The sequence below is a fragment of the Achromobacter sp. 1011791174 genome (genome assembly GCF_059760925.1).
The window spans coordinates 25,638-51,178 of the sequence record NZ_JCBANH010000028.1 but is presented as its reverse complement, the minus strand read 5'-3'; the positions used below and the strand labels follow the sequence as shown (position 1 = coordinate 51,178).

Annotated in this window: 12 protein-coding genes; 2 read left to right on the top strand and 10 right to left on the bottom strand. The window is 64.5% G+C overall.

Features of this window, described 5'->3' with window-relative positions; genetic code table 11:
- Positions 1 to 8 precede the first annotated feature (8 nt).
- The 6 genes from AC6LJ5_RS12590 to AC6LJ5_RS12565 all read right to left on the bottom strand — a co-directional run bounded on the left by AC6LJ5_RS12590 (position 9) and on the right by AC6LJ5_RS12565 (position 20,961).
- Positions 9 to 1,127, bottom strand: coding sequence for an ATP-grasp domain-containing protein (locus AC6LJ5_RS12590; RefSeq protein ID WP_498140635.1), 1,119 nt, complete (start codon positions 1,125 to 1,127; stop codon positions 9 to 11).
- A complete protein-coding gene (locus tag AC6LJ5_RS12585; RefSeq protein ID WP_498140634.1) occupies positions 1,124 to 2,026 on the bottom strand; it encodes a hypothetical protein in 903 nt (300 codons plus the stop codon). Before AC6LJ5_RS12585 ends, AC6LJ5_RS12590 begins: the two co-directional genes overlap by 4 nt.
- Positions 2,027 to 2,038: 12 nt before the next feature.
- On the bottom strand, positions 2,039 to 4,198 hold the full coding sequence (locus tag AC6LJ5_RS12580) for a YcaO-like family protein (protein WP_498140633.1): 2,160 nt from the start codon (positions 4,196 to 4,198) through the stop codon (positions 2,039 to 2,041).
- A gap of 61 nt (positions 4,199 to 4,259) precedes the next feature.
- On the bottom strand, positions 4,260 to 4,394 hold the full coding sequence (locus AC6LJ5_RS12575; protein ID WP_392413693.1) for a hypothetical protein: 135 nt from the start codon (positions 4,392 to 4,394) through the stop codon (positions 4,260 to 4,262).
- Between the two features lie 541 nt (positions 4,395 to 4,935).
- Positions 4,936 to 5,970, bottom strand: coding sequence for a hypothetical protein (locus AC6LJ5_RS12570; RefSeq protein WP_498140632.1), 1,035 nt, complete (start codon positions 5,968 to 5,970; stop codon positions 4,936 to 4,938).
- A 9-nt stretch (positions 5,971 to 5,979) separates the two neighbouring features.
- On the bottom strand, positions 5,980 to 20,961 hold the full coding sequence (locus AC6LJ5_RS12565) for a LysM peptidoglycan-binding domain-containing protein (RefSeq protein WP_498140631.1): 14,982 nt from the start codon (positions 20,959 to 20,961) through the stop codon (positions 5,980 to 5,982).
- 565 nt (positions 20,962 to 21,526) lie between these two features.
- On the opposite strand from AC6LJ5_RS12565, the gene AC6LJ5_RS12560 reads away from it, so the two are divergent.
- Both AC6LJ5_RS12560 and AC6LJ5_RS12555 read left to right on the top strand, forming a co-directional pair.
- Positions 21,527 to 22,090, top strand: coding sequence for a tetratricopeptide repeat protein (locus AC6LJ5_RS12560; protein WP_498140630.1), 564 nt, complete (start codon positions 21,527 to 21,529; stop codon positions 22,088 to 22,090).
- 7 nt (positions 22,091 to 22,097) lie between these two features.
- Positions 22,098 to 22,484, top strand: coding sequence for a hypothetical protein (locus AC6LJ5_RS12555; protein WP_498140629.1), 387 nt, complete (start codon positions 22,098 to 22,100; stop codon positions 22,482 to 22,484).
- 18 nt (positions 22,485 to 22,502) lie between these two features.
- On the opposite strand, the gene AC6LJ5_RS12550 is transcribed toward AC6LJ5_RS12555, so the two are convergent.
- The 4 genes from AC6LJ5_RS12550 to AC6LJ5_RS12535 are packed head-to-tail and all read right to left on the bottom strand — an operon-like array spanning position 22,503 to position 25,505.
- Positions 22,503 to 23,615, bottom strand: coding sequence for a tetratricopeptide repeat protein (locus tag AC6LJ5_RS12550; protein WP_498140628.1), 1,113 nt, complete (start codon positions 23,613 to 23,615; stop codon positions 22,503 to 22,505).
- 59 nt (positions 23,616 to 23,674) lie between these two features.
- Positions 23,675 to 24,454 (bottom strand): sigma-70 family RNA polymerase sigma factor, encoded by a 780-nt coding sequence (locus AC6LJ5_RS12545; protein WP_392408746.1) that lies wholly within the window; start codon positions 24,452 to 24,454, stop codon positions 23,675 to 23,677.
- A gap of 8 nt (positions 24,455 to 24,462) precedes the next feature.
- On the bottom strand, positions 24,463 to 25,224 hold the full coding sequence (gene fliP, locus AC6LJ5_RS12540; protein ID WP_392408747.1) for a flagellar type III secretion system pore protein FliP: 762 nt from the start codon (positions 25,222 to 25,224) through the stop codon (positions 24,463 to 24,465).
- A complete protein-coding gene (locus AC6LJ5_RS12535; RefSeq protein WP_392408748.1) occupies positions 25,221 to 25,505 on the bottom strand; it encodes a flagellar biosynthetic protein FliO in 285 nt (94 codons plus the stop codon). The genes fliP and AC6LJ5_RS12535 overlap by 4 nt, the downstream gene beginning before the upstream one ends.
- Positions 25,506 to 25,541: the final 36 nt, after the last annotated feature.

Sequence of the window (25,541 nt, the reverse complement as noted above, 5' to 3'; positions counted from 1 at the left end):
GGTGGGCCTCAAATCTCGGCCAGCGGCGACAGCCGCATGTTTCCGACCAACGATTCCGCCAGTTGCGCGCAGTGCAGGGCGTCGCCTCCACTGACTGCGAACATGGGCCAAGCATGGCCAAGATCGAACGGACGGCCAGAATCGTAGGCAAGCTCGCCAATCAGGGAGATGCATCCCTCGCCGAAACTGGCCTTGCGACGCCCATGCTCCAGCGGCAGCACCACCCGCCGGATGCCGACATAGGGAGCGTTCCAGCTGAAGTCCAGCGAGGCCGTCATTCCCAGCATGTATGCGAGCGCAGCCTGGTAGTACGGCAGACCCAGGCCGTGGAACGCGCGGTCCGGCATGGTCCCCGGTCGCAGATTGATGTCGATGGCGCAAAGCTGCCCATCCTTTTCCACGCATTGGATGTATATGACGGACTGGCGCAAGCCCACGTCATACAGCGCCTGGATCATCTGCGTGATCTGGTCGTGGTTCGCGTGGCGCTCGCCCAGCAGCATCCATTCGCATTGCAGGGTGTCGCGGGTGAAGCGCAAGCGCCCGCCCTCATAGACGGCGACGCCATCCGGGCCGGCGACCGCCGCGGCGGTATAGATGTCGCTATCGCCGATGTACTCCATGGTCAGATAGCGTCCATACCAGGAATTGGGATCGTTCTGATAGGCCAGGAACGCCTCCAGCAATTGGCGTTCCGCCAGCCAATCATGGAAATGGCGCAGGCTGTCATAGCGTTGATACGCCCAGGGATGCTCGGCGAATGACCCGCTGCCCTTGTCCGGCTTGACGATGATGGCATAGGGTAGATCAAGCATCAGGTCCTCCACGCGCAACGGCGCGTGCGCCCATAGCGTGGAGAAGCCGCGTTGCGCGAGAAATCGATAGGCCAGGGACTTCTGCGTGGCGATCGTCGTGGCAAGCACCTCGGGACCCGCTACCTGATGCAGAGCCGCCAGATTGGCGGCATCCACGCTGCGGAAGTCGCTGCAGGCGAATACACCCAGGGTGCCGGCATCGGGATAGTCGGCGACCGCCAGGCCCAGCGCGTCGGCCGCCGCCCGGTATTGCTTCTCCTTGGCGGCGCTTTCGCGGCTGTGAGACGAGAGCAGGACGATGTTCTTCTTCATGCTTGGGCCCTCAAGGCGGAATGCAGTTGTCCGTTGCGCAGCAGATCGAAGGGATGGGTCTTGCCGAAGTGCGCATTGACGCGCCAACGATCTTCCCCGGGGTCGTGGTCGAACCAGGGCGCAAAGCCCAGCACCAAATGGATCCTGGGCTGGCTGCTGGGTTCTTTCACGTACACCCGGTGGGGGATGTTGGTATTGAAGGTATAGGCATAGCCAGGCTCGAGGAAATGCTCGGTCATCGTGTCCGAGTCTTCCTGTGGCCTGTCCTTTTCATGCTCGATCTGCAGGCGATAGGCGGGGTCCGAGGTCAGGGGAATGTTCAGGCGCAGGTTCTCGAACACGGGTTCGTCGCGATGCCAGCCATCCATGAAATCCGAGGTGATGCCGCGCTCGCCGATCAGCACGGACAGGCGGGAACGAATCAGGGTCAGGCCGCATTGATCCAGGAACCTGCCCAGCTCGCCCAGCCTGGCCGCCGGCGTTCTCACGCGAAATCCGTAGGAATCGAAGTACGTATTCTTCAGGCCTTGATGCCGTTGCACCGAGTTGTAGAAGAACTCATTGATCGGGTTCAGGGACGTACCCAGCGTGGACTGATGCACATCGTCCATCCCCGGCTCATGCATGTCGGGGTTGTAGACCAGCGAAAGAGATTGATAGTTGTGGTCGTGATGACGCCCTTCCGCCGACAGCCACCCGTGCAGGCCATGGGCCTCTATCGCCTGATAGGCGGCATCCTGCAAGCCTTCATATAGCCCCGCCGGCAGCGGAATCGCCAGCAACTGCGATGAAGTCTGGCTGCTCAACGCATCGCTGGCCTGCTGAAATGCAGTTTGGGTCTTCAGATGCTGAACGAGTGTGAGCGCGTCGGGCGCCTCTTTAACCAGGAACGATGACATGGTCCTTACCTATCAATTGAAGGGATGCGGAAAACCGGGGCTGCGCCCCCGTCCCGCGTAAAGCTGGCGCATGCGTTGATAGACCGGATGCCCGGCGGGTTCGTTACCCGCGCCGAACTTGATGGGGACCAATCCGGGAATAAGCGCCTTGACGGTGGGCGTGCGCAATGGCGCGCCGTCGCTCAAATCGACGGCAATCAGCTGCTGGCCGTCTTCGCGCAGGCGTTGGACCAGGCCTGCCCAGTCCCTGGACAGGCGCCGTTCGGCCGGGGCGGCAGCCGGCGCGGCGACCAGGTGGTCGGCCCGTCGAAAATAGGCCTTCTGTTCATAGAGCGCCGCATGGTCTTCCGCTGCGCGCGCCTGTCCGGGCCGGAAGGCGGCAGGCGCTGGATTGTGCAGCGTGATGTAAATCTGCGCTTCCAGCTCCATCAGGGCATGATCCATGGCGGTCACGAAGTCATAGCTCGCGCAGCTGGACACGCGCGTGAAATGCCGGGATTCCGATTGGCCATGGCAGAACGCCACCGGGCAGTAGGCGTGCCCGATATCACGCAGCGTCACCTTGATGCCCGCATCGCGCAGGCGGCGCAGCCGGGCCTGCAACGAAGCGGGCAGCGCGTCTTCGATGACGGCGATGGCGTCGCCGCCCAACCACAGGCGCATGAACGCGTCGCGCTCGATGAGTTCCAGCACCGCGTTCTCAAGCGCGGAGTCCATGGATGCATGCGAGGCGGCGCCGGATGTATTGGCATCGGTATAGGGCAGCTTCCGGTCCAGATCCGACAAGCCGGCCTGCAGATAGACCAGGTCGGCCAGCATGAAGCACGGCGCGCCATCCAGCACATTGCGGGCAGCCTTCCACCAGTATTCCGCCGTCGAGTCGAAAGGGCGGTATGGAAAGTCGGCGCGCTGATACTGCGCCGCGCCGTAGCGGAGGATGTCGCGGGGATCAATGGCGCCTGGCAGATCCCCATGACGCGCGGCGGTCAGCCCTAGCGGCCGGCATAAGGCCGCGCGCTCATGGCTTTCCATGGTCGCTTTCAGGCGCGCGCGCGCGGGGTCGGGATCGCGGCCCCAGGACCATGGATGGGCGGCATTGTCGCGGGCGCGGCACAGAAAGAACGGGCGTTCACCGTCGGCGTCCCTGATGTCCACCCATTCAAACTCGCTGGCGGCCGCCACCGCCGGAGGCGCCGCGACGGTCCCGAGTATCACCGTCGTGATGGGAACGATGGCGTCCGCGCATCCCAACAACGTCGCCAGCTCCCGTTCCATGAATCCGCCGATCTCAACGGCATGGCAATCGCATGCCGCCGCCGCAAGCAGCGCGTTCTGCGCGGCATGCCCGGCTTCCAGCGGCACATACGACAACGCGCGGGGTCCGTACTTGTTCGCGCTCGCCGCGAAATCGGCGGCGATCACCAACACTCCTTGCGCATCGGTCAGCAGATCCGGAGAGGAGAACGCTGCTTCAAGCGTGGTCAGATCCTCATTGATCAAGGAGTAGTGCAAGCGCCCTTCGCCGCTTGCCGACAGCGCATAGGCGCCAGGCGACAGCGTGCCGGTGGCGCGCAGGTTCAAGTAGTAGTGACGTAGCGGATAGAGCGCGCCGGCCGACGGCGTGACGGTGCGCAAGCGATCTTCATCATCAACCACGCCGGCCGCCGCCCACAAGACCGCGGTCAGGATCTGCGGCGCAAGCGCCATTTCTCCGAAATGGCGGCGAGAGGCCCGCAGACGCAAGAGCTTGTGCAGCCCGTCGGCGCGCGGATCGCTTTCAAGCGTGATGGCATGGCAGCCTGGAGCCGCTTTCAGGCGCGCCTGAGCCTCGTCCATCAAGGCCACGATCCGGGCAGGCTCAGGGGCAGTTCCCATTGATCTGGGATTCAAGACATGCGACCAGAGTTGCCTGGGCATATCGGCGGCGCTGACCAGCACCCCCTCGGCAATCAGCGTGGTCATCAGCCCGGTTGCCGCCTGCGCGTCCCACCCGCGCTCGGCGCAGGCATTCAGCCACTGCCGGGGCGTCAAACCACCGTCAAAGTCGCGCAGGCTGCGCAGCACGGCTTGCGGCGCGCGCAGCGACAACGTGCGCGAGGCCTGCCGGCATTGCAGGGAGGAACCATGCAGCAGGCTTCCGGGCATCAACACGTGAGGAAGATCCAGTTGCATGGCGTATCGCCGGGGCGGGAGGGGCCCGCCAGCCGGCTTTCGTGCGCTTCTTCCTTGCGTTTTACTTCCCGCCGCTGCCCGCCGGGACAGGCAGGGGCTGGCTGCGGCGCTGCTGGCTGGACACGCTCCAGGTGAAACGCTTGGGATCGTTCTGGGGGGTGCCGGGCTGCGGCGTGGTGACGGGGGTCTGGCTCATGGTTGCTCCGATGTCGGTACCTGGGCTGGCCTGAAGGGCCAACCCTGTGTGTAGAGACCGGCCATTTACCGGCTCAAGCAACTTTTCCAGGTGGGGGGATGGTGGTTTAGGGCGGTGGTTCTCGCCGTTTCGGTTTGCCGGTGGATGCGGCAGCCGCGTGGTGAGGCGATTGACGACTTATGTATTCCGTTTGGTCGTAGCCGCTGTAGTTCACGTTGTGGCTGCTCGACAGCCCCGCGCGGGTCATCTTGACGAAGCGCGTGCTGAGCAGCCGACTCCGCTAGATGTGTTGGTCGAGACTGCTTGAGCAACCACCGGTTTGGGGACCGGTGTCAGGTGAATACCATCTCAGTACATTCGTATCGACAACTAAACACCCAGCCCATTCCTATTATTCGACATCCTAGTGTGACGTTGCGACCAGCCCCACCCCTAAACGGATTGTTACCAGAAGACCGCCAGAGCTCCATGTATGCCACGAGCTAAATCGCTGACTCCCCCTGATCAAGGACAGTAAAGTAGATTGATATTACCAAGCCCCTCACAGATCAATCCTTCGGGATGCCCACTCCACCCCATCCTTACTCAACATTAGATGCGAGTCACGTGTTCCCGAAAATTCGCTCGCAACACCCAACCAGCCAAACAGAGGGTCGTACTGAACTTTCCAAATGGTTGAATCTCGGTGCAGCCCTTGCACATTCAGATATCGTGGAACGCCGTCCGCTGAAATACAAATCATGGAAGCCACATCAGAGCCATGTCGGTTCTTCTGATCCTGAAAGTATGAAACCTGATTACCTTTGACACCCCCTGCCCCAAGGTATCGAACCCCTTCTATCCGAGTTGGTTTCACCGCCCCCGTCTTGGGCCACGGCACAACCCAGAAGTTCTCGTGATCGGTAGCCCCGGGACTAGGGTCCCACTCAAAATCGTACATAGTTAATGGGGGCGGACTCTCGGAGCAAATCAACGTTGCGCTGTGATTACATGCAAGCGCCGCCATGATCCCCTCAATGCTTGCTCCAACATCAAGTGTTGCATCTTGCACCATGAACCGGTCAGCCTTCGCTGACACTATTAGCGGCTGGCCACTCTCGCCAAGATCAGAACGCAGACTCTGTCCAAATAGAAAATACTCTGCGTCAGAAGATCCGAATCCGCAATACAAATGCGCACTGATTGATAATGACTCTTCCTCAACAACGCCGTTTGATACTCGCAAGACAAAAACGGTCGGGGGCATACACACGACGATTATGTCAGCGGAGCCAGCCTGAAAAGAAAATATCCGATTGTAGGCGCTCCCCCCCGAAAACAACCCCTCCGGTCGCTCTTTTGCCCAATAAGTACCGTCAAGAAACCTGATGATTAACGCCACATCCGTAAGCATCCACCGGCAGAAATCACCAACACCATTTGTTTGAACCCTCCCAAAAGCGACATCTGGTGAAGGGAATTGTTGATCAAAAACCCTAACCTTCCTGGACGGATCAATGACGCAAGTGAATCTCACAGAGTCCCCAATTAAGGGAAACTGGAGCAATTCCGCGCAAGCATCATATTTTGAGGACATTATTAGTTCCTATTTTTTGATCCAATCGTACAACTCTATTGACAATCGGCTGCCTGCCCAATAACCGGAAGCCCCTCCGATTAATCCACCTACAACACCGCCAATAGCAACACCAAGCACATTCCCCACGACAGGCACTGCTGTGCCGAACGCACCGCCTAGCGCAGCGCCAACAGTTGCCCCAACTCTTCCCACCCGCCAAGCCGCAGTCCAGCCAGCGGCAATTCTACCGCCTTCCCGGTAGGTATTATCAAAATTTCCGGTTCTAACGCTATCACGAACCTCGGACCCGAAACTGACCGTATCCGATGCGACCCCGACTACTGTGGCTACGCGGCCAACAGTAGTGCCAACACTGCGAACTATGCCGGCTATTTTCACACGATCAAATGCCTTCTGAGTTGCGACTGCGTTTGGACGACCGCTCGATTCTATTATTTCCCTATAAACATCATCAACCTGTGCATCTAATCCTTTTGAAATTAACTTTTCCTGCGTATATGGAAACAATTTCTGATCCACGTACCTATGCAGGGCTTCAGTGCTCGAGTTGCGCTCGATCACCACCTCTGTTGTTTTATCGGGGCGCGTGACAGAAATATTTCGCAGCATTTCTGGGGATGTAGACGTCTGCCGTATTCTCAGGGTTTCTCCATCTCTGAATGCCACCGCTTCGTAGGCGCCTTCTCTTACGGAAACAACACCTTCAGAAACTCTCTTCAATACATCAACTGAGTTCTCTCCTGTTGTCCTGATGTATTCCTTACGCCCAGCTTCATCTATGAGTCTGTTGCCAAAAGAGTTATCAAAAAACCCTTGAATGGTGGGGCTACTAACACTCTTGAAGCTGGGTTCGAAGGCTCCAAACGCAGCACTTCGAGTACCGGCGGCCGCTGCTTGCGTGAGCGGCCCATACCCATTCGCAAGCGCACTACGCTGATCATTATTCAGCGCGAACTCGGGGGACAAGGACAACTCGAGAGAGCCATCTCTGTTATATGACTCAGCGATGTCATCGAACGGCGTACGACTTGCTTCAACGCGTACGACACCATCACTGTTCTGATATGTACGCTCATAGGGATATCCACCATCGTCCCGACCTCCGCTCACATCCGTAGTTGCGCCAAGCCGGCCGGACAACGCGGGTTCATTGGCAGCGAGCAGTACAGGGAACCCATTTGCTGCATACATAGGTCTTGGTGCGGAGAATGCCTCAACAATCTGGTTGTACGCTCCATCGCTATCAAAACCACTGTTCTTCGCCTGTAATGTCGTCAATCCCCTTCCACTCTGCTCCAATGCCGTGACTACTGAGTTCCCTAGCGCATTGCCGAACGCATCCGTGGCGATCTGCACATAGTTCGCCTTGCCTCCAGACAAGACGGTAGCCACTACTCCCGCTCCCGTCCCGGCGACAGCACTTCGTACCAGCTGACTACCCGGACCATTCCACCCCCGAAATGCCGTATCGCTGATGCCATAACCAACCGCCGCCCCAACACCAGCCGCCGCCACGCCGCTCCAACTGAACTTGGACTGCAGGCCGACCGCCATGGAGATCCCTTGACTGATGGTCGAACTCACCACCGCGCGTCCGGCGACTTCCAGCATCTTCTGGCCTAAGGTTCCCTGAATTGCCGCAGCGCCTCCGAAGCTGTTTGCCACGCCGGCAGACACCGCCGTCGTCAGACCGCCCAAGGCGACGCCGCTCCAGCTGAATTTGCTCTGCATGCCCATGGCCATGCCTACGCCCTGGCTGACGATGCTGCCTACGGCGCCAGCCGCCAGACCGATGCCTACGCTGGCAGCGAATCCCGCTCCGCCCAACAAGACGGAAGAACCTGCAGCCAGGGTCGCCCCCAGCGCAGTCGTCGTTCCTGCCGCCGCAGCAGCAGAGGTTGCTAAGGCAGCAGGAGCCAACGCCCCCGCCGTAAACACCGTCGCCACCACCGCAACCACCGCCAGGATCAAACTGCCAAACCCGCCGCAGCCCCCTCCGCCATCCGCCTCCGGCACCGGCATCGTCGGCTGCGTATCCCCGATCAGCTTGCCCGGGTCATACGGCTTGAAGGTCTTGTAATCGTTATGATTGCCCGACACCCGGTTCGGGATCGTCACCGTCGCCCCGACCCGCAGGTCGCGGTCGCTGGCAAGACCATTGGCCTCGGCCACCAGGAACCACAGGCGGCTGTCGCCGTAGGCCTGCTGTGCGATGGTCTGCAGCGTGTCGCCCGGCTGGATCCGGTACGAGCCCGGGCTGGCCTGCGGGTTGCCGCCGTCGATGGGACGGAAGGACGGCGAGAAGTCGTCCGCGCCCACCGTCGGGCCGGTCGTGCCCAGCAGCTCGCCGTTGACGATCAGGGAACGCGTGGTCTTGCCGTCCTGCACCCGTTGCAGGATCTTGCCGCTGGCGTCGTTCACCAGCGTCTGGTTCTTGCTGCCGTCCTTGGTGTCGACCACCCCCACCAGGTTGCCGTTGACGTCGTACTGATACGTGGTCTGGCCAGGATCCAGCTCCGTGCTGGTGCCCGACAGCGTGGCCTCGCGGTAGCCTTCGTAGCGCGCGTGCGTGTAGTTGTAGTAATTCGTGTACGCCGTGCCCTCGTACATGTCCATGCGGTACTGCGTCACGTTACCAGCCTGGTCGTAGCCGCTGTAGGTCACGTTGTGGCTGCTCGACAGACCCGCGTTCGTCATCTTGACGAAGCGCGTGTTGTACAGCCGGCCGGCGCCGTCGTACATGTTGCGGCGCTGCTCGTTGGCCAGGCCCGAGCGATCGAAGAACGCCTTGCCCAGCGAGCCGTCGATGCCGCTCCAGACCACGCGGTCGGCGCCGTCGTAGTAGCGGTAGTCCAGCAGGTTGCCGTCGCGCCGCTGCGTGACCAGCCGGTTCAGGATGTCGTAGGTATAGGTCTCGGTGGTGAAGCCGGCCGCCGTGCTGCCGTCGCCGTAGACGACCTTGTCCCAGTACGTGTCGCTCAGGCGGTTGCCGTTGGCGTCGTAGGTCAGCCGGTGGCCCTGGCCCGCGCTCAGGTCCAGGTTGGCGTTGACGGCCTCCACCGTAGTCTGGCGGTTCATGGCGTCGTAGCCGTACCAGTAGTCGCGGTTGCGCCAGGTGTCGGACGCGTCGGTGTACTGGGTCTGGACGCGCTTGCGGTTGCCGTTGGCGTCGTAGTCGATGTTCTGGCGCAGGTAGCCGTCCGATACTTCGCGCAGGCGGCCCAGCGCGTCGTAGGCCATGATGTTGTTCTGGTAGACCCGGCCGCCCTGCTCGGTGCGCTCGCGCACCTTGTTGCCGGCATGGTCGTACGAGAAGTCCGTGATCTTGCCCAGCGCGGCATCGTAGATGCGTGTGACCTGGCCCGCGGCGTCGTAGGTGTAGTTCAGGTTCTGGCCGCGCGTGTTGGTCTGCTGCAGCAGCTGGCGGGCATTGTCATAGGCGTAGTAGTACTTGGCGCCGCCGATGTCGGTGTGGCCGACCAGCTTGCCGAAGTAGTCGTAGGCCCAGGTCGAGGCGTTGCCGTTGGCGTCCGCCTCGAAGGTCTTGTTGCCGCGTGCGTCGTAGGCGGTGCGCAGCTCGGTGGACATGCCCGGTTTGCGCACGCCGGTGACGTTGCCGCGCAGGTCGTAGCGGAAGTAGACCGTGTCGCCCGCGCCGTTGGTGGAGCTAAGCTTGTTGCCCAGCTCGTCGTAGCGCACGCTCTCGATGACGGTCTTCTGGCCGGTGGCGACCATCGTCAGCGCGTCCTGCATGCCGTAGCGCGTCAGCGCGGCGTGCGACGTCAGCGTCAGGCGGCCCATCCAGTCATAGGTGTAGGACGTGACGTTGCCCAACGCATCGGTCCAGCTGATCTTGTCGCCGAAGCCGTTGTAGCCGTAACGGTAGACGCCGCCGTCGGCGTGCCGCTCGACGATGCGCTTGCCGCCGGCGTCGTACTCCATGCCGGTCAGGTTGCCGTTGCCGTCGCGCGTGGCGACGTTGTTGCCCTGCGCGTCGTAGTACAGGTAGGTGGCGGGTCCGGCGCCCGCCGCGCCATCGGCGCTGGGTCGGATCTCCGAAGTGATCTGGTTGGCCGCGTTATAGGTATAGCGGGTGATCCAATAGGGCGAGCGCGGATCGGAGACCGTCAGCACATTGCCCCAGCGGTCGTAGGTCCGCTCTACCGACGGGCGGCTGGTGACGGCGCCGCCGTTCGGGCCGGACGCGCCCCACGACGCCACCACGCCCAGGATGCCGGACACGTTGGTGCTGATGGGTCGCGGATTGCTGCCGGTGGTGCTGCTGAGGGAATAGCTGGTTGGCCGGCCCGGGATGGTGTAGCCCGCCACATAGGTGGCGGTGGTGTGCGACATGCCGGGACGCGGCGTGACGGCGTTCACCCAGACCTGCTCATAGCGGGTCTCCTGGCGATATTCGGTCTTCCAATAGCCGGGCGTGCCGCCTTCGCCGCCCTCGCCGCCTTCACCGCCGTTGCCGGTCGGCGGCACCCAGACCTGGTAGGGCACGGACACCGTATAGCTGCGGGTGTAGTAATAGCCCGGCGTGGTGGCGCCTTGCGAGATCACGCCGATGCGGTGCTTGCTGGGCTCGGACGCGCCGGTGGGCGTGAACAGCAGGTCGAACTCGTAGTTGCCAGCGGGCAGCGTGCCCAGGCGGACCCAATAGGTCATGACGGACGTTGAACCGCCCTCGCCGCCTTCGCCGCCCTCGCCGGTGCCGGGCGTGCCCACGGGCCCGAACGGCGTGGCGGTCGGGCTCTGGTTCAAGCCCACGGTCGACCAGGCCTGCGTGCCTTGCAGCCGGTACCGGAGCACGGCCGTGCCGCTCAGGTTGTTGCGATCGGTCGTGGTCCAGGAAATGCCGGTGCTGCCCGTGTCCAGCGTCAGGCCCTCCGCGATTGGCGGAATGCCGACCGGCGGCACCCAGCGCGGCGGCACCGCGGCCTCCTTGTTGATGAAGCCCGTGGCATGCGCATAGGCGGCGCCCGAACTGCGGTCGATCAGCAACAACTCATACTCGAACTGGCCGGCGCCCATGCCGATCCAGTCCACGCCATCATGACCCGAGCTGCGCGCGGATACCGGCAGCTGGACCCAGGCGCCGCCCGGCGAGCGGTAGCGGAACTGCGCGTCGACGCCCGCGCCGAACGAGGGCCAGCTGAACACGTCGTGGCCGACAGCGCCGAAGCCCATCGCGCTGCTGATCGAGGACAGGCTGGGCGCCGCCAGTGCCAGCGTGCCGGACCCTGTGACCTTGGTCATGCCATCGCGGGCGATCTGCGAGACCCGGTACTCGTAGTTGCCCACGGCCAGCCCTTCCGCGTCATAGCGCAAGGTATTGCCGTAGTTCACCAGCCCCACTTCGCTCCAGCCGCCGTTGGGAACGCGGATTTCCAGCCTGACCTTGACGCCCGGATCGACCGGCGCGGCGATGTCGATAAAGTTGCCCGTGTTGCCGAAGGTGCCCTGCTGGTTGATGACGGTCTGCCAGGTACCGCTGGTGTCCTTTTTGTAGACCGTCATGGCGACCACCCGGGTGACGCCGCCATCGGTCGTGTTCATGGCGGCGCCGTCCCAGCTGAACGTCACGCCAGTCTGCGCCGCACCGGCCTGGTAGTTCTGCGTGAGGGTCCGGCGCGTGCCGCCGGCGCTCTGGTAAGTCATGACGACGCGCACGTCGCCGTCGCCCAGGCCTGCCAGGCTGGTCCAGCCGAGCTGCACGGTATTGGTGCCGCGCCAGGCGGGCGTACCGGGATCGTTGGGATCCGTGCCGCCTTCGCCGCCCTCGCCGCCATTCTCACCGCCGCCGGGTTTGGGAATGTAATAGAGCGTGGCGGACGAGGCGATGGTGGCGTAGGTGTAGTCGCGATTGACCGTGACCCCGCCCTCGTACACCGTGCGCGCGGGCGCCATGGTCTTGAGCGCGTTGCCAAGCAGGTTGTAGACCGTGTCCTCGCGCCGCAGGTTGCCCATGGCCGACGCCTGCTGGATGGAGCCGATGGCCGCGAGGTCGACATTGCCGCCGCCCGCGCCGGCGCTGGTCATGCTGGCGGTGGCCTTGCCCTGCAGGTTGTAGAGCGTGACCTGGTCCTTGCCGTCCTTGGCGTTGGTGCGCACCAGATTGCCGGCGTTGTCGTACTGGAAATACTCCTGGCGGCCGCCGTTGACGCCACGGCGCACCATCTCGCCAAAGGCGTTGTACTCGGTGACGGTGTCCGACCAGCCGGCTTCCTGCTGCGACACGTCGACAATGCCGGAACCGTTGGCCTGGGCGTTGCTGCCTTCCCACTTGCTGACCCAGTTGCCGGCCGCGTCCTGCTGCCACACGCGGATGTAGCTCAGTTGGGCAATGCCGCCCACGGCCACCTTGCGTTCGCTCCAGCTGATCGACACGCCCGATGCGGCCGACGCCGCGCCGAAATCCATGGTGCGGCTGGTCGCCACGCCGGGCGAGCCATAGGTGATCGTGGTGCCGCCCGTGGAAACACCGCCTTCTCCAGCCTCGCCGCCCTCATTGGCGACCGTCTCGCTGTACTGCGTGTTGAGGGTGGTGTAGTACACCTGGACCCGCACCAGGCCCGCGCTGGCATCGATCAGCGAAGACCAGTTGAGGTTGATCGTATTGGTACCGGAAACGACGTACTTCTGCCAGAAATTGAATTCCTTGGTCGCCGACGACCAACTGGTCTGGACCCCGCTCTTGAGCACGGCCGTGGACGCGGGATCGATCACCCGCGTCTGATGCCCCAGCTTGTCGTACTGGAAGGCCTGGAACCAGGTCTTGACGCTGCCGTCGTTGCCCGTGACGCCGCGCCATTGCTTGGCCAGCTGGCCGGCGGCGTTGTAGGAATAGTTGGTGCGCGCGCCATTGGCGTCTATGGTCTGGATCTTGTTGCCGCGGCTGTCGTAGGCGGCGAGGGTGTAGCGGTTGTCGCCGCTGGAGGTTTCGGTGTAGCCCGCCTCTGAGGCTTGCGGCGTGCCGTTGGCGTACTGGATGGTTCTGACGATATTGCCGACCGCGTCGCGATGGAACACGGTCAACGGCGCGTACGATGCGCCGGACGCGTTCAGGCGCGCCGCCTCGGTCACCGCCTTCACCCGGCCCAGGGCGTCGTAATAGGTATAGGACGTGCCGCCCTTGGCGTCCGTCACGCGCGTCTGGTTGCCCAGCACGTCGTAGCCATAGGTCGTCTTCAGGTCGCCGCGCTGCGAGGTGCCGTTGGACTGGCTGCTGTACTCCACGTTAACGCGGGTCTCGGACAGCTTCCTGCCCAGGGCGTCGAAGGCATAGGTCACCAGGCGGTCGTTGGCGTTCGCCACCGGCAGCGCGTAGCCCTGCGCGTTCCAGACAGTGGTGGCCGTGGCGTAATCGCGCACCGAGGTCTTGTTGCCCATCCCGTCATAGGACGAGACCGTGACATAACCCAGGGCATCGACCCGCGCGACCATGTTGCCGACGCGATCGTAGTGCTGGGTCGTGTTCGCCCAGACCTGCGAGACGGGATTGACCAATTCTCGGATGGCCACCGCCTGCCCGAAAGCATCGTATTCGGTGCGCACCAGCTTGTTGCTGGTGAAGTACTGCGCCCCGGCCGCCGCCGACGAATCGTAGGCGTAGATCTGCGACTGGCTCACCTCCACGGCGCGGCCCAGCTTGTCGTAGGCGGTCACTTCGCCGCGATCGCCGCCATGATCCAGGCCGGCCGCGTTGACGGCGGCGGCCACGGCTTCCGCCGAGATGCCTTTGTAGCCATTGGCCGTCAAGCCCGTCTTGACCGCGTAGCGCAGGCGCAGCGTGACGTCGCCCATGGCGTTGCGATCGTACTCGGTGACATAGCCTTCGGCATCGACCTCGTACTTCAGCGCCCCGGTCTTGTCATAGACCTTGTAACTGATCGATCCCGCCACGTCCCGGCCCGCCACCGCATTGCCGAACGCGTCGAACAGCACGTCCGACGTCAGCGAGATGGGCGCGGTCTCCTTGCGCGCGGCGACGCCGCTGGCGCCGTTGACCAGCAGGTTGTCGGCGGCCGCGTCGTACAGGCTGACCGGCGGGAAGATGGTCCGCACCTGGCGGCCCGCCGCGTCGTAGACATAGCGCGTGGTGCGGGCCTCGGGCTGGCCGTCCGCCTCGGTGCGCGACAACAGATTGCCCAGGGCGTCATAGACGTTGCGGGTCACCAGCGAGACGGAGCGATTGGCGCCGACAGTCATGTTGCCGTCGGCGGTCCAGCCCGTCTCCAGCGAACCGATCTGCGGCGTGCGCTCGACCAGCAGGCGGCCGGCGGCGTCGTACTCATAGGACCAGGCTTCGCCCGCCTTGTTGACAAAGCGGGTCTTGTTGCCCACCCCGTCATACGCATAGGACTCGGACTTGCCCAGCGTATCGGTGACGCCCAGGAGACGGCCGGCCGCGTCGAACACATAGCTGTCGACCCGGTCGCGCGCGTTGTCGGCGGACAAGGCGGCGGCCACGTCGGCGGCGGACGGCGTGCCGCCCAGCAGCACGCCGTTGGCGTAGCGGCGGCTGCTCACCACATTCCCGCGCGTGTCGTAGCTCAGCTGCGTGACAAAACCCGCCGCGTCGATCTTGTATACGGGCAGACCCGCCGCGCCATAGACGCTGCGGCTGCTGCGGTCCTGCGCGTCGACACCCGGCAGGCGCGCCGTCAGCGCCGCCAGGCTCAACTGGCCCGGCGCGGCGCCGGCCAGCGCGTCGCCCGGCATCGGCCTGGCGTACTGGTAGGTTTCCAGCAGATTGCCGACGGCGTCATAGGTATTGCGCACCACGCCCATCAGGGCATCGACCACCAGCACGGCCCGGTTGGCCGCGTCGAAGGCGGTGGTGGTGACCCGGTCCTGGGCATTGGACACCAGGGCCGCCAGGATGGCGCCGCCCTCGCGCGGCACCGTGGCGCCCAGCCGGGTCGCGTAGCGGATCACCTGCACGGCGTTGCCATTGGCGTCCAGCACCTTGCGCGTGACCGCGCCCGTGGGATCCACACTGGCGATCTGGCGATGCGCGCCGTCGTAGACCCAGTCGGTGGCGCGGTCCTTCAGGCTGCCCTGCACCGAGCGCGGATCGCCGCCAGCCGCCACGGGCGTGGCGTACTGGATCTGCCGCAGCAGGTTGCCGGCGGCGTCATAGATGTTCTCGGTCACCGCGCCCAGGCCGTTCATGACGTGAGTCAGGCGGCCGATGCCGTCGTAGGCATTCAGGCTGCGCTGATCGCGCGCGGCGTCGGCCACGCCCGCCAGCGCCGCGTCGATGGCCGCCGCCGTCAGCGCCACGTTGGCCGGCACGCGCGCGGCGTAGGCGATCCGTTCCACTACCTTGCCATTGGCGTCGTAGCGCTGGCGCACCACGGCGCCGGTGCCATCCACCTGCAGAATGGCATGTCCAAACGCGTCGTAGACCGCGCGCTGGCGCTGGTCATAAGCGATATCCACCGCCGGCGCGGCCGGCATCTTGGCCGCGCCCACGCTGGCGGCCGCCAGGCGGTTGGCATAGGCGATGCGTTCGCTCAGATTGCCGGCAGCGTCGTACTTGTAGGTCACCACCGAACCCAGCGCGTCCACCGTCATAGCCAGCCGCGAGTCGGCGCCGTAGTAACGGTACTCGGCCTGGTCCGACGGCTGCGGCGACAACAGCGCCCGCACCTGCGCCTCGCTGGCCGGCGATCCCAGCCCCGCCGTCGCCACCCGCGTGGCGTAACCGATGGACGCCGTCAGGCGGCCGGCGGCGTCATAGCGGCTCTCGCTCACCGCGCCGTCGGGATTGACCTGCAGGATGATCCTGCCTGCCGCATCCAGCACATAACGCGTGATGTTGCCGTTGCCGTCCACGGCGGCGACCAGACGATTGGCGCTGTCGTACACGCGCGAGACCGTGATGTCGCCCGCCGCCACCGGCACGCTGGCCGGATTGCTGCCCGGCGCCAGGCGCGTGGCGTAGCGGATCTGTGTCAGCAGGTTGCCGGACGCGTCATAGGTGTTCCTGGTGACGGCGCCGGTGCCGTCCATGACATAAATGAGCCGGCCCGCGGCGTCATGGACGTTGACGGCGAGCTGGTCGCGCGCGGGATCGGCCAGCGGCGCCAGCGCGGCGGTAATCGCCGCCTCCGTCATCGCCGTGCCGGCCGGGATGCGGGCCGCGTAGGCCACGCGCTCGATCACGTTGCCGTTGCCGTCGTAGCGCTGGCGCACCACGCCGCCCAGGGCATCCACCTGGAAGACCGCGCGGTCCAGCGCGTCATAGACCGTGCGCTGGCGCTGGTCGTAGACGGGGTTGGGCTGCGGCGGGGCCGGCATCTGCGCGGCGCCTATGCTGGCGGCGGGCAGGCGGGTGGCGTAGGCGATACGCTCGGTCACGTTGCCGTTGCCGTCATAGGCATAGCTGACCACGTCGCCCGTGCCGCTGACCGTCATCGCCAGGCGACCGCCGGCGGTGTAATAGCGGTATTCCGAGACGTCGGCGGGATTTGGCTTGAGCAGGCCGCGCAGCTCGAAATCGCTGACGGTGAGCGCCCCCTTCAGATCCACGGGCGTGGCGTAGGCCACCGTCCCGATCACCTGGCCGGCGGCGTCATAGCGGGTCTGGACCACATAGCCCGCCCCGTTGACCGTCATCGTCGGCCGGCCTCTGTCGTCGTAGGTCTGATAGGTGCGCGTGCCGTCCGGCGCCACCTTGGCCAGGGGCCTGTCATTCAGGTCATACACATAGCGCGTGACCAACGCCAATCCCGCCGGATCCAGCGTCTCGGTATCACGCCGACCGAGGTTGTCGTAGCCATACCGGGTTACCACGCCGTTGGGCGCGGTAACCGTCAGTTGCTGACCAGACTCGTTGTAGGTATATCGGGTCACCAGCTTCAGGCCGGTCGCATCCTCTGTCGTGGACAGCACGCGGCCGGCCTTGTCGAACGTCACCAGGGTCTGGCGTCCGCCCGGCTCGATGGTCTGATACTGGCGGCCGAACGCGTCGTAGCGGTACTCCGTCAGCAACTTCTGCCCGTCGGGATCCACCAGGCGGCTCAGGCGCCGACCCAGGGCATCATAGGTATAGCTGGTCTTGACCCCACGCGCGTCCACGGTCTCGATCAGACGCTGCAGATTGTCGTAACGGTTGGCGACCGTCATGCCGCCGTCTTCGGTCCGCACCAGGCTGCCGTCCGCGTTGTACGCATGACGCGTCACGTTGCCGTTGCCGTCGCGCAACTCCACCGTCTGCCCAAAGGCGTTGTGGATGGTCGTCACCGAGACGCCGTCCGGCGTCGTCATGGTCACGCTGCGGTTCTGCGCATCGTAGGCGTAGGTGGTACGGCGGCCCAATTCGTCGATGCGCCAGAGCACGTTGTCGAAAGCGTCGTAGGCGGTCTTCTTGTTGATCACCGAGTCGTAGGTCAGTACTTGCCGGCCACGTCTGTCGTACTCGAAATTGGTCGTGTTTCCGGTTCCGTCGCGCGATGAGATCAGTCGGCCGAATACGTCATAGATACTGGTGGTCTTGCGGCCGTACCCGCCCACGTCCTCCTTCAGCAAGGTCAGCCGCCCCGTCCGGTCATACTCCCGCGTATCGGTGCGGCTCTTTGAGCCATCGATCCGGGTAATGCGCTGGATCTCGTTGCCGAAAGCGTCATAGCTGCGCTGTATCAGGCCGCCCGCGCCGTCGGTTTCACTCTGCATGCGCCCATCGATCGTGTACGTATAGGTCGCGCGAATGTCCACATTGGCATTGCTGGCGGCGGCCAGCGCGAGCTTGAGCGCATCATTGACCGGGCCGCCGTTCAGGCCCTGCGTATTGATGGGCGCGCCATAGCGCACCGTCTCGACCAGCTGGCCCAGGTTGTCGTATACGTTCTCCTGCACATAGCCCAGGGCGTTGATGGTGTGCGTGACCCGGCCGTTGGCGTCGAAGTAGTACAGCGTGCGCTGACCCGCGCCGTCCACCATCGAGGTGCGCCGTCCCACCGCGTCATAGGTGTACGAGGTGCCATAGGCCCGCCAGATATCATCGATCTGCGCCTGCGTCTGGTTGCCGTCTATCCTGGCCGCGCCCTCGCCGGACAGCTCGCCGATCAAGCGGCCTTGCAGGTCGTAGCGCGACAGCACGCCGCGCGAGGTCGAGATTCCGGCGGCCCGGACCATCGACGTCATGCGGCCCATCTCGTCATAGACGTACAGCGTGAGCGCGCCTTCGGCATTCCGTTCCGACGAGACCTTGTCCAGCCGCGTATAGGTGTAGGTCCAGACCTGGTCCTGCGCGCTGGTCGCTGGCCGCATCTTGGCAATATCGGGCGAGTACTTCACCGGCATGGTCGAGCCGGTATTGGCTCCGGTCAGCGACGTGGCATAGCGCACCTTGGTCGTCAGGTTTCCGCTCGCGTCGTAGATGAATTCGGTCAGGTAGCCTTCGCCGTCCAGCGTGCCGGTCAGACGGCCCAGGCCGTTGTAGAACTTGTATTCGACGATGTCTTGAAATGACTCCGCCGGCTTGACAGAGGCGAAGCTCGGGTTGGATAGGATGCCCGTCACGCGATTGGCATAGGCAATCTTGCGCACCTCGCGCCCGGCGGCGTCGTACACGTACTCGGTAAGTGCGCCTTCGGCGTCCAGACGACCTCGCACCTTGCCGTCATCGGTATAGAAGGTATACGAGTGACGGTCGGCGTTCGAAATCGCCACCGTCGCATCCTGAGGCCGCAAGGGCTTGGCGACATTCCAGGCCGTCATGCGCTGCGCATAACCGATTTCCTCGACCAGCCTGCCCAAGCCGTCGTAGCGAAACTCGGTGATGGCATTGGTCGCGTCGATCCGCTTGACTAAGCGATTCGATGCGTCATACAGGTTCCAGGCCGTGGCGATGGCGCCGCTGGGCGCCACGTTGCCAACTTTAGGGGTCAGCGGCTTGCCCTGAGCGTCCGCCAGATACGACAGATTCACCTTGTTGGCATAGGTTCGGGTCTGCCAGAGCAGGCCGGCGGGGTTGTAGACGTATTCAACCAACGCGCCGCCGGCATCCACCTCACCAGCTTTCCGGCCCGCTGCGTCGTACAGAATGAACTGCCGTCCGCCCGACGGGTCCGTGGTCATCACCAACCGACCCGCCGCATCATAGGCGTAGCGCGTCTCGCCCAGGCTCTGCCCGGCCGGTCCCTGGTTGAACTGGCTGATCTTCTGGCCGGCCTTGTCATAGACCGACACCAAGCTCAGGCCATTGGCCTGCGTCAGCGTGACGCGGTTACCCGCGTCGTCATACTGCGTCAGCGCGGTATTGCCCTGCGCGTCCTGCACCGACAGCACCCGTCCCAGCCCATCATAGACATAGCTGGTCGCGCCGCCATTGGGCGACACAGTAGTCAGCAGCCGCCCCGACTGGTCGTAGACATAGCGCGTCAGGACTTGCGTGCCGTCAAGTATGCCGTCGCCGCTGGCGCTGACGGCCTGATAGGCGATGGTCTGCTGCAGCTGGCCCCGGTAGTCGTACACCGAGTCCACCCGCGATACCTGATTCATGTCCGCCGCTGCGGCCCAGGCCTGCATCACGGCTTCCGTCGGCACGTCCGTGGCCGCCAGCGTGCGCAGCGGATACGGGCTGCCGGCATAGGTCAATGTCGCAACCCGCTCGCCATAGGCGTTGTAGCGGTGCTCGGTGACATTTCCGGCGGGATTGAGCTGGAATCGCAGCCGGCCCGCGGCATCATAGACGTTGCGCGTGATCAATTCTCCCCGCGCCGCGCCGCCCGCCTGGGTCATCGGAATCGTGTACGCGTTCTCGATCAGGAGCCGGTTATTGCTGTCGAAAACTCGCGACATGACATTGCCGACCGAGTCCTGCCAGCTGACCTGGTTTCCGCTGGCGTCGTAGCCCATATTGACGGTGTAGCCGCCAGGATGAACGATACGTGTCGTCCTGCCATTGCCGGATATCGTGTACAGGGTGGTCTGACTGACGCCGTCAACCGCCGGCGTCGTCACCGACTTCAGATTGCCGTTCCCATCGCTTTCATAGGCAGTGAGATTGCCCAACGGGTCGATCACCGACGTGCGCAGCCCGCTGTACTGGTATCGGGTCACCCGTCCCAGGGCATCTGTCACGTGCGACACCTTGTAGGTACTACCATCCTTGACGTACAGGAACGACAGTTGGGTGCCGTCCGTCTGCGATACCGATGCCAGGCGGTCGCTATCGCCGTCGTAGGTATAGAAGGTCTGAAACACCTTGCCATCGGCAATGGAGTTGTCCTGGGGCGTCAGGTCCACCGACACCGCCGACAGACGGCCGAGGCTGTCGTAGCCATAGCGCACCCGCGTCTGAATCACCTGCACGCCGTTTTCCACGGTGGCGGTGCGCACCTGCGTGAGATTCAGCCCGGCGTAGTCGTAGAACGTGATGCCGCCGCTCGCATCGGTCACGCTGGAAAGCTTGCCGTTGGCGCCATAGGCGTAGCTGCGCGTGTTGCCGCTCGTGTCCGTCGAACTCAGCAAGCGCAACGAACCGCTGCCCTCATAGCGCTCGATCAGGCCCGTCGCGCCGTCCTTCCATACATACTGGTTCTTTTGGGCGTCATATTGGATCGTGTCATAGGCCCCCGTCCCGGTGAACGACAGATATCCCGAGGGAAGCTGACTGTAGCCGTAGCCGAATCCCTGCTCCGAACCATCCTCGTCGATGCGCGTGATCGACCCCGAGGGATTGTTGACCGGACCGTTGATGCGCAGTCGCTTGAGCGAAGCCCCCACCGCCCAGGCATCCTCGTGACCCAACTTGCCCTGGCTGTTGTACGTGCGCACGGAGCCGTATATCGATCCATGTCCGGCCAGTTGGTCGTCCACGTTGCGAAACACCAGATTGCCCGTCGCGATGTTGACATACACCTGCTCCGAGCTTCTGCCCAAGGCGGCATCGCCGAATACGCCTCTATCGCCCAGCGTCGCCAGCGAACTCAGATTAAGCCCCAGCGTGTTTCCACTTACGATCGCGACCATGTTCAGGCAACCCTCAGAGTGTTTTTGCGCAGCGCCCCGAGATATCGAGGGCGTACTATCCGTGCTCAACTTTTCCCTTCGAGGTCCCGACGGTTTAGCGGCCGTCGCTTGCCGCGAGTCAAACGGGCAACGGATTCAGATGCCGGGGATGGCGGCCCTAAACCGAACCTTCCCCATTAGGACAAGTTCGAACAGGTCCGCACTTGGCGGGTCCAATCCTCACGGCGAGCCGATGGCCGAGCCGTACTCGATTCCGGAGCACCCATGAGCCTGACTTTCGCCGCCGCGCCGCAACCTGCCGCAGGCGCCGCCGCGAAGTCCGCTGTTTGAACGCGATGACGCGCCCGCTTTATCAGACAGACTCGCCAAGAAGCACGGTGGTACCCTTGGGACGTGATCCGCACGTGGCTGAAGCCGGCGACCGCCGCGGCCCGCCGATAGAAGCGCGCAAGACCCGCCACACTCAGCTCCGCGCTTCGTCTCCCGGCCGTGGGAGCACAGGTTGGCGACACGCCGCTGTCCGCGCCGACCGCCATCAGCTGCCTGGCCCCATCGCCCTTTCGCCATGAGTACACCCACAGACCGCCCGCTTTATCTCGATCACTATGTCCAGGCGCTGGAAGACGGCGACAGCGAGGCTGCGCTGCGCATCCTGCAACAAGCCTGTACCGATCATCCTGGATCCGGCACGCCGCATGCCCTGCTGGCCGCCCAGCTCATGCACGCGGGCGAGGTCGACGCCGCGGAGGCGGCGTTCATTCGCGCCCTGGCTCTCGATCCGGATTTGAGTACCGCCAGATTCCAGCTGGGCCTGCTGCAATTCACCAGCGCGCGGCCGCAAACCGCGTTCCAGACCTGGGCTCCGCTCGAAACGCTGGGGGAATCGCACTACCTGGTGTGCTTCAAGCGCGCCTTCGCCGCGCTGGCCATGGACAGCTTCGACGATGCGCTGCTCCTCATCGAACAAGGCATGTCGCGCAATGACGAGAACGCCCCCTTGAACCAGGACATGGGCATGCTGGCCGCGCACATCCGGACGCAGCGCGGCGACGCCTCAACCGATTCCGCCGTCCCGCAGAACGAAGCCGCCGCCCAATTCGTGCTGGCGTCCTACAAGCAGAACCTGTAGACCCCTCATGATCGACGGCATTGGGCGCCTGGCCCAGCTCATCCAGCAGCGCACGCTCGCGGGCGGCAGAACAGGCAAGACGGGACTGGCCGGCAGGGCATCCAACGCGGGCAAACCCACCAGGACGGCGGAGCCGCCGGTCTTCACGGCGTTGCTGACGCGGGTATCGGCGCTGGACCGCGACGACCCCGAGCGCGAACGCAAGGCGTTCCGCTATTTCCTGGAGGCGGCCCTGCTGTCCGAACTGGGCGCGGGCCTGATCAACGATCCGAAGTTTCATCAGCTGGTGGACATCGTCCAGCAACGGATGCAGGCGCAACCGGATCTGCTGGCCGCCAGCCAGAAAGCGGCCCGCCTGCTGCTGGCGATGCCACGGGAAGCCCAGCCGGGCTGAGCCCGGCGCGCGGCGCGTCTAGTTCGACATCCAGTCCAGCAGCGAACGGCCGTCCGGGGCTTGCGCGCCGCGCAGCGCGCGCTCGGCCAGACGCTGGAACGCTTCGGGACGCTGCAACGCGCCGCTGCGCGCGGCCTGCGCATAACGGACCGACAGCGAGGACGGGTCCAGCCGCAGCGCCAGTTCGATGTGGTGATCGGCCTGTTCCGCCCGGCCAGCCAGCGCATGCGTGATGGCGACGCCGCCATGGCTTTCGCCAAAGTTGCGGTCCAGCGCCAGCGCGTGCTCGAACGCGGTCGACGCAGCGGCCAGGTCGCCCCTCAACAACTGCGCCCAGCCCAATCCGTGCCAACTGCCGATATGCGCGGGCATGAGCGCCGTGGCGCGCTGAAAGGCATCGACGGCTGCCTGCGGCTGTCGCAGCAGGAGCTGGGCGATACCCGCCGACGACCACACGCGCCCTTCGGCCGGCCGGCGCTGCAGCACGGCATTGAAATCGGTCAGCGCGCTCACCGGATCCTTGGCTGCCAGCGCCAGCGCGCCGCGCGCCGTCAAGGCCTCCACACTGTCTGACGCGCCCGCCAGCGCAACCGTCACCCAGTGCCGCGCGGCCGCGAAGTCGCCCGCGTCCACGGCCATCAGGCTCAGCACGCCGGCGGCTTCGGGCTGGCTTTCCAGCGGCTGCGCGCCGGCCCACGCCAATGCCTCGGTCAATCGTCGCTGGAAATGCAGGGTGCGCAACCGATAGGCCCAGGCGTGCGGCGGCAGACGGCCGCCAGCCTGCAATTCGGACCAGATCGTCTCGGCGGCGTCGTGTTCCCCGGCGCAATGCAACAGCGTGGCCAGGGTCGCCTGCAAATCCGCGTCATCCGGAAAACGCTGGCACAACGACCGCTGAGCCGCCAGCGCCTCGGGCCAACGGCCTTGGGCCGCCAGCAGGGCCGCCTGTCGGTGCGACAAATAGGCCGCGTCTCCCTCCACGGCCCTGGCCTGGTCCAGATAGGCCTGGGCCCGCTCCAGATAGCCCAGATCCAGCGCCAGCTCGAACGCCTGCATCGCGAGCGGCGCGTTGCCGGGGTCCTGGCGCAAATAGGCGTCATAGCGATCCAGGCGTTCGGAAGAAGTCGACATGTTCAGAGTTCCTTGGCTGCGGAAATCATTCTGGGAAGAGCGTAGCGCCAATCACGGCTTCAGAAATCGGCGGCGGACTGCCTGAGCTTGCCGAGTTCCTGTCTCAGCATGTCCAGGGCGCGCTTGTGCAGTTGGGAAATGCGGCCCTTGGTCAGGCCCATCTCCGCCGCGATGTCCTGGAACGGCACGTCCTGCATGTAGTGCGAACGCACGATGTGGCGCTCCCGCTCGGGCAACGCGGCGACCAGCGCCAGCACGCGGTCGCGCAACTGCCTTAGCTCCACCTGCTCATAGGCGCCCAGGCCGCGCGTGGCCTCGGTGCTCTCCCATTCGATCAGGCCGGACCCTTCCAGCAGCACGCCCAGCGCCACGCCCACGCCGGCGGCCGCCAGCCTTCGGAACAGCGCCTCAGTCGACTCCTCGGCGCCATCCGGCGCATCGTCCTCGGCCAGTGAGGCAACGCGCTCGCCGGTGGCGGTCATGCGCCGCTGGATAGACAGCTGCTGCTGGCGCTCGGTGAGCTTCTCCAGGCCATTGAGAATGGAACCCGTCATGCGGGTGGTGGCATAGGTCTTGAACGATGCGCCCAGGCCTGGTTGATAGCGGTCGACGCATTCCATCAGGCCGAGCGAGGCATACTGCATATAGTCGTCGAATTCGAAATCCTGGCCGCCACGCCGGGAATACATGCGCGCCGCGATCGCGCGCGCATAAGGCAGATAACGCGACACCAGGCGGTCCCGCAACGCCTGTGTCGGTTGTTTCCGGTAGGCGAGCCAGAGCATGTCCTCTTCGGGAAGCACGGGCCATTCTGGCTCTTGCACAGCTGCGATCATCATGGCCGGACTCAATGGAAGGAACCGATGGTGGAGCGCAGGACCAGTCCCCAGCCGTCTATCAGCACGAACAAGAGGATCTTGATCGGCAGCGAGACCGTGACAGGCGGCATCATCATCATGCCCAGGCCCATCAGCACGCTCGACACGATCAGGTCGATCAGCAGGAACGGCAGGAAAATGACGAAGCCGATCTGGAACGCGACGCGCAGCTCCGACAGCATGAACGCGGGGATCAGCTGGACGTTGCCGACCTCATCGAGCGTGGCCGGTTTGGGCGCGCCCGACAGTTCCAGCATCAACGCAAGGTCTTCCTCGCGCGTATGCCTGGCCATGAACGCCCGCAAGGGCCGGGCGCCGCGCTCGTAGGCCTCTTCGACGGAGATGCTGCCTTGCATGAACGGCTGCAGCGCATCCCGATTCAGTTCATTCATGACCGGCGACATCACGAACAGCGTCAGGAACAGGGCCAGGCCCAGCAGCGCGGCGTTGGGCGGCGTTTCCTGCATGCCGAAGCCATGCCTCAACATGGACAGCACGATGATGATGCGCAGGAACGCCGTCGTGCATACCAGCAGCGCCGGCAACAGGCTGAGCGCGGTCAGGCCGATGGCGATGCGCAACGCGCTGGCGGTCGCGGGCGCGTCGACGCCCGCCAGATCACCCATGCCCGACGAGGCGCCGGCAGCGCCCGCCGCCATCGCCTGCCACGGCGCCAACCAGACGAGCAGGCCCAGCGTCGCCACGATCCGGCCAAGGGAGACGCGCTTCATCGCCCGCTCCCCGGCGCGCCCGCATCGGCCGGCGCGCGCGCGATCTCGCGGGCGCCGGACTCGCTGACAGACAGCAGGATGCGCTGGCCGCCAAACTCGACGACCTCAAGCGCCACGCGCGGGCTGAGCCGTGCCCCGCCCAGTCGTCTCACCGGCGCATCCACCCGCCGGCGGCCGCCTTGCGACCCCGCGCGCCTGCGCCACCAGAAAACCGCGGCGCAGGCGAGCAGGGCCAGCACCACGGCCAGCGCCCAAGACCAAGACTGCAACGCGGTGCTCACGGCCCGATCCTGCCCCCAGGCCAGGGGCGTATCGGC

What these genes read in the sequence shown, in the direction of transcription:
- AC6LJ5_RS12590 (WP_498140635.1), bottom strand. Translation starts at nt 1,127, where the DNA reads ATGAAGAAGAACATCGTCCTGCTCTCGTCTCACAGCCGCGAAAGCGCC.
- AC6LJ5_RS12585 (WP_498140634.1), bottom strand. Translation starts at nt 2,026, where the DNA reads ATGTCATCGTTCCTGGTTAAAGAGGCGCCCGACGCGCTCACACTCGTT.
- AC6LJ5_RS12580 (WP_498140633.1), bottom strand. Translation starts at nt 4,198, where the DNA reads ATGCAACTGGATCTTCCTCACGTGTTGATGCCCGGAAGCCTGCTGCAT.
- AC6LJ5_RS12575 (WP_392413693.1), bottom strand. Translation starts at nt 4,394, where the DNA reads ATGAGCCAGACCCCCGTCACCACGCCGCAGCCCGGCACCCCCCAGAAC.
- AC6LJ5_RS12570 (WP_498140632.1), bottom strand. Translation starts at nt 5,970, where the DNA reads ATGTCCTCAAAATATGATGCTTGCGCGGAATTGCTCCAGTTTCCCTTA.
- AC6LJ5_RS12565 (WP_498140631.1), bottom strand. Translation starts at nt 20,961, where the DNA reads ATGGTCGCGATCGTAAGTGGAAACACGCTGGGGCTTAATCTGAGTTCG.
- AC6LJ5_RS12560 (WP_498140630.1), top strand. Translation starts at nt 21,527, where the DNA reads ATGAGTACACCCACAGACCGCCCGCTTTATCTCGATCACTATGTCCAG.
- AC6LJ5_RS12555 (WP_498140629.1), top strand. Translation starts at nt 22,098, where the DNA reads ATGATCGACGGCATTGGGCGCCTGGCCCAGCTCATCCAGCAGCGCACG.
- AC6LJ5_RS12550 (WP_498140628.1), bottom strand. Translation starts at nt 23,615, where the DNA reads ATGTCGACTTCTTCCGAACGCCTGGATCGCTATGACGCCTATTTGCGC.
- AC6LJ5_RS12545 (WP_392408746.1), bottom strand. Translation starts at nt 24,454, where the DNA reads ATGATGATCGCAGCTGTGCAAGAGCCAGAATGGCCCGTGCTTCCCGAA.
- fliP (WP_392408747.1), bottom strand. Translation starts at nt 25,224, where the DNA reads ATGAAGCGCGTCTCCCTTGGCCGGATCGTGGCGACGCTGGGCCTGCTC.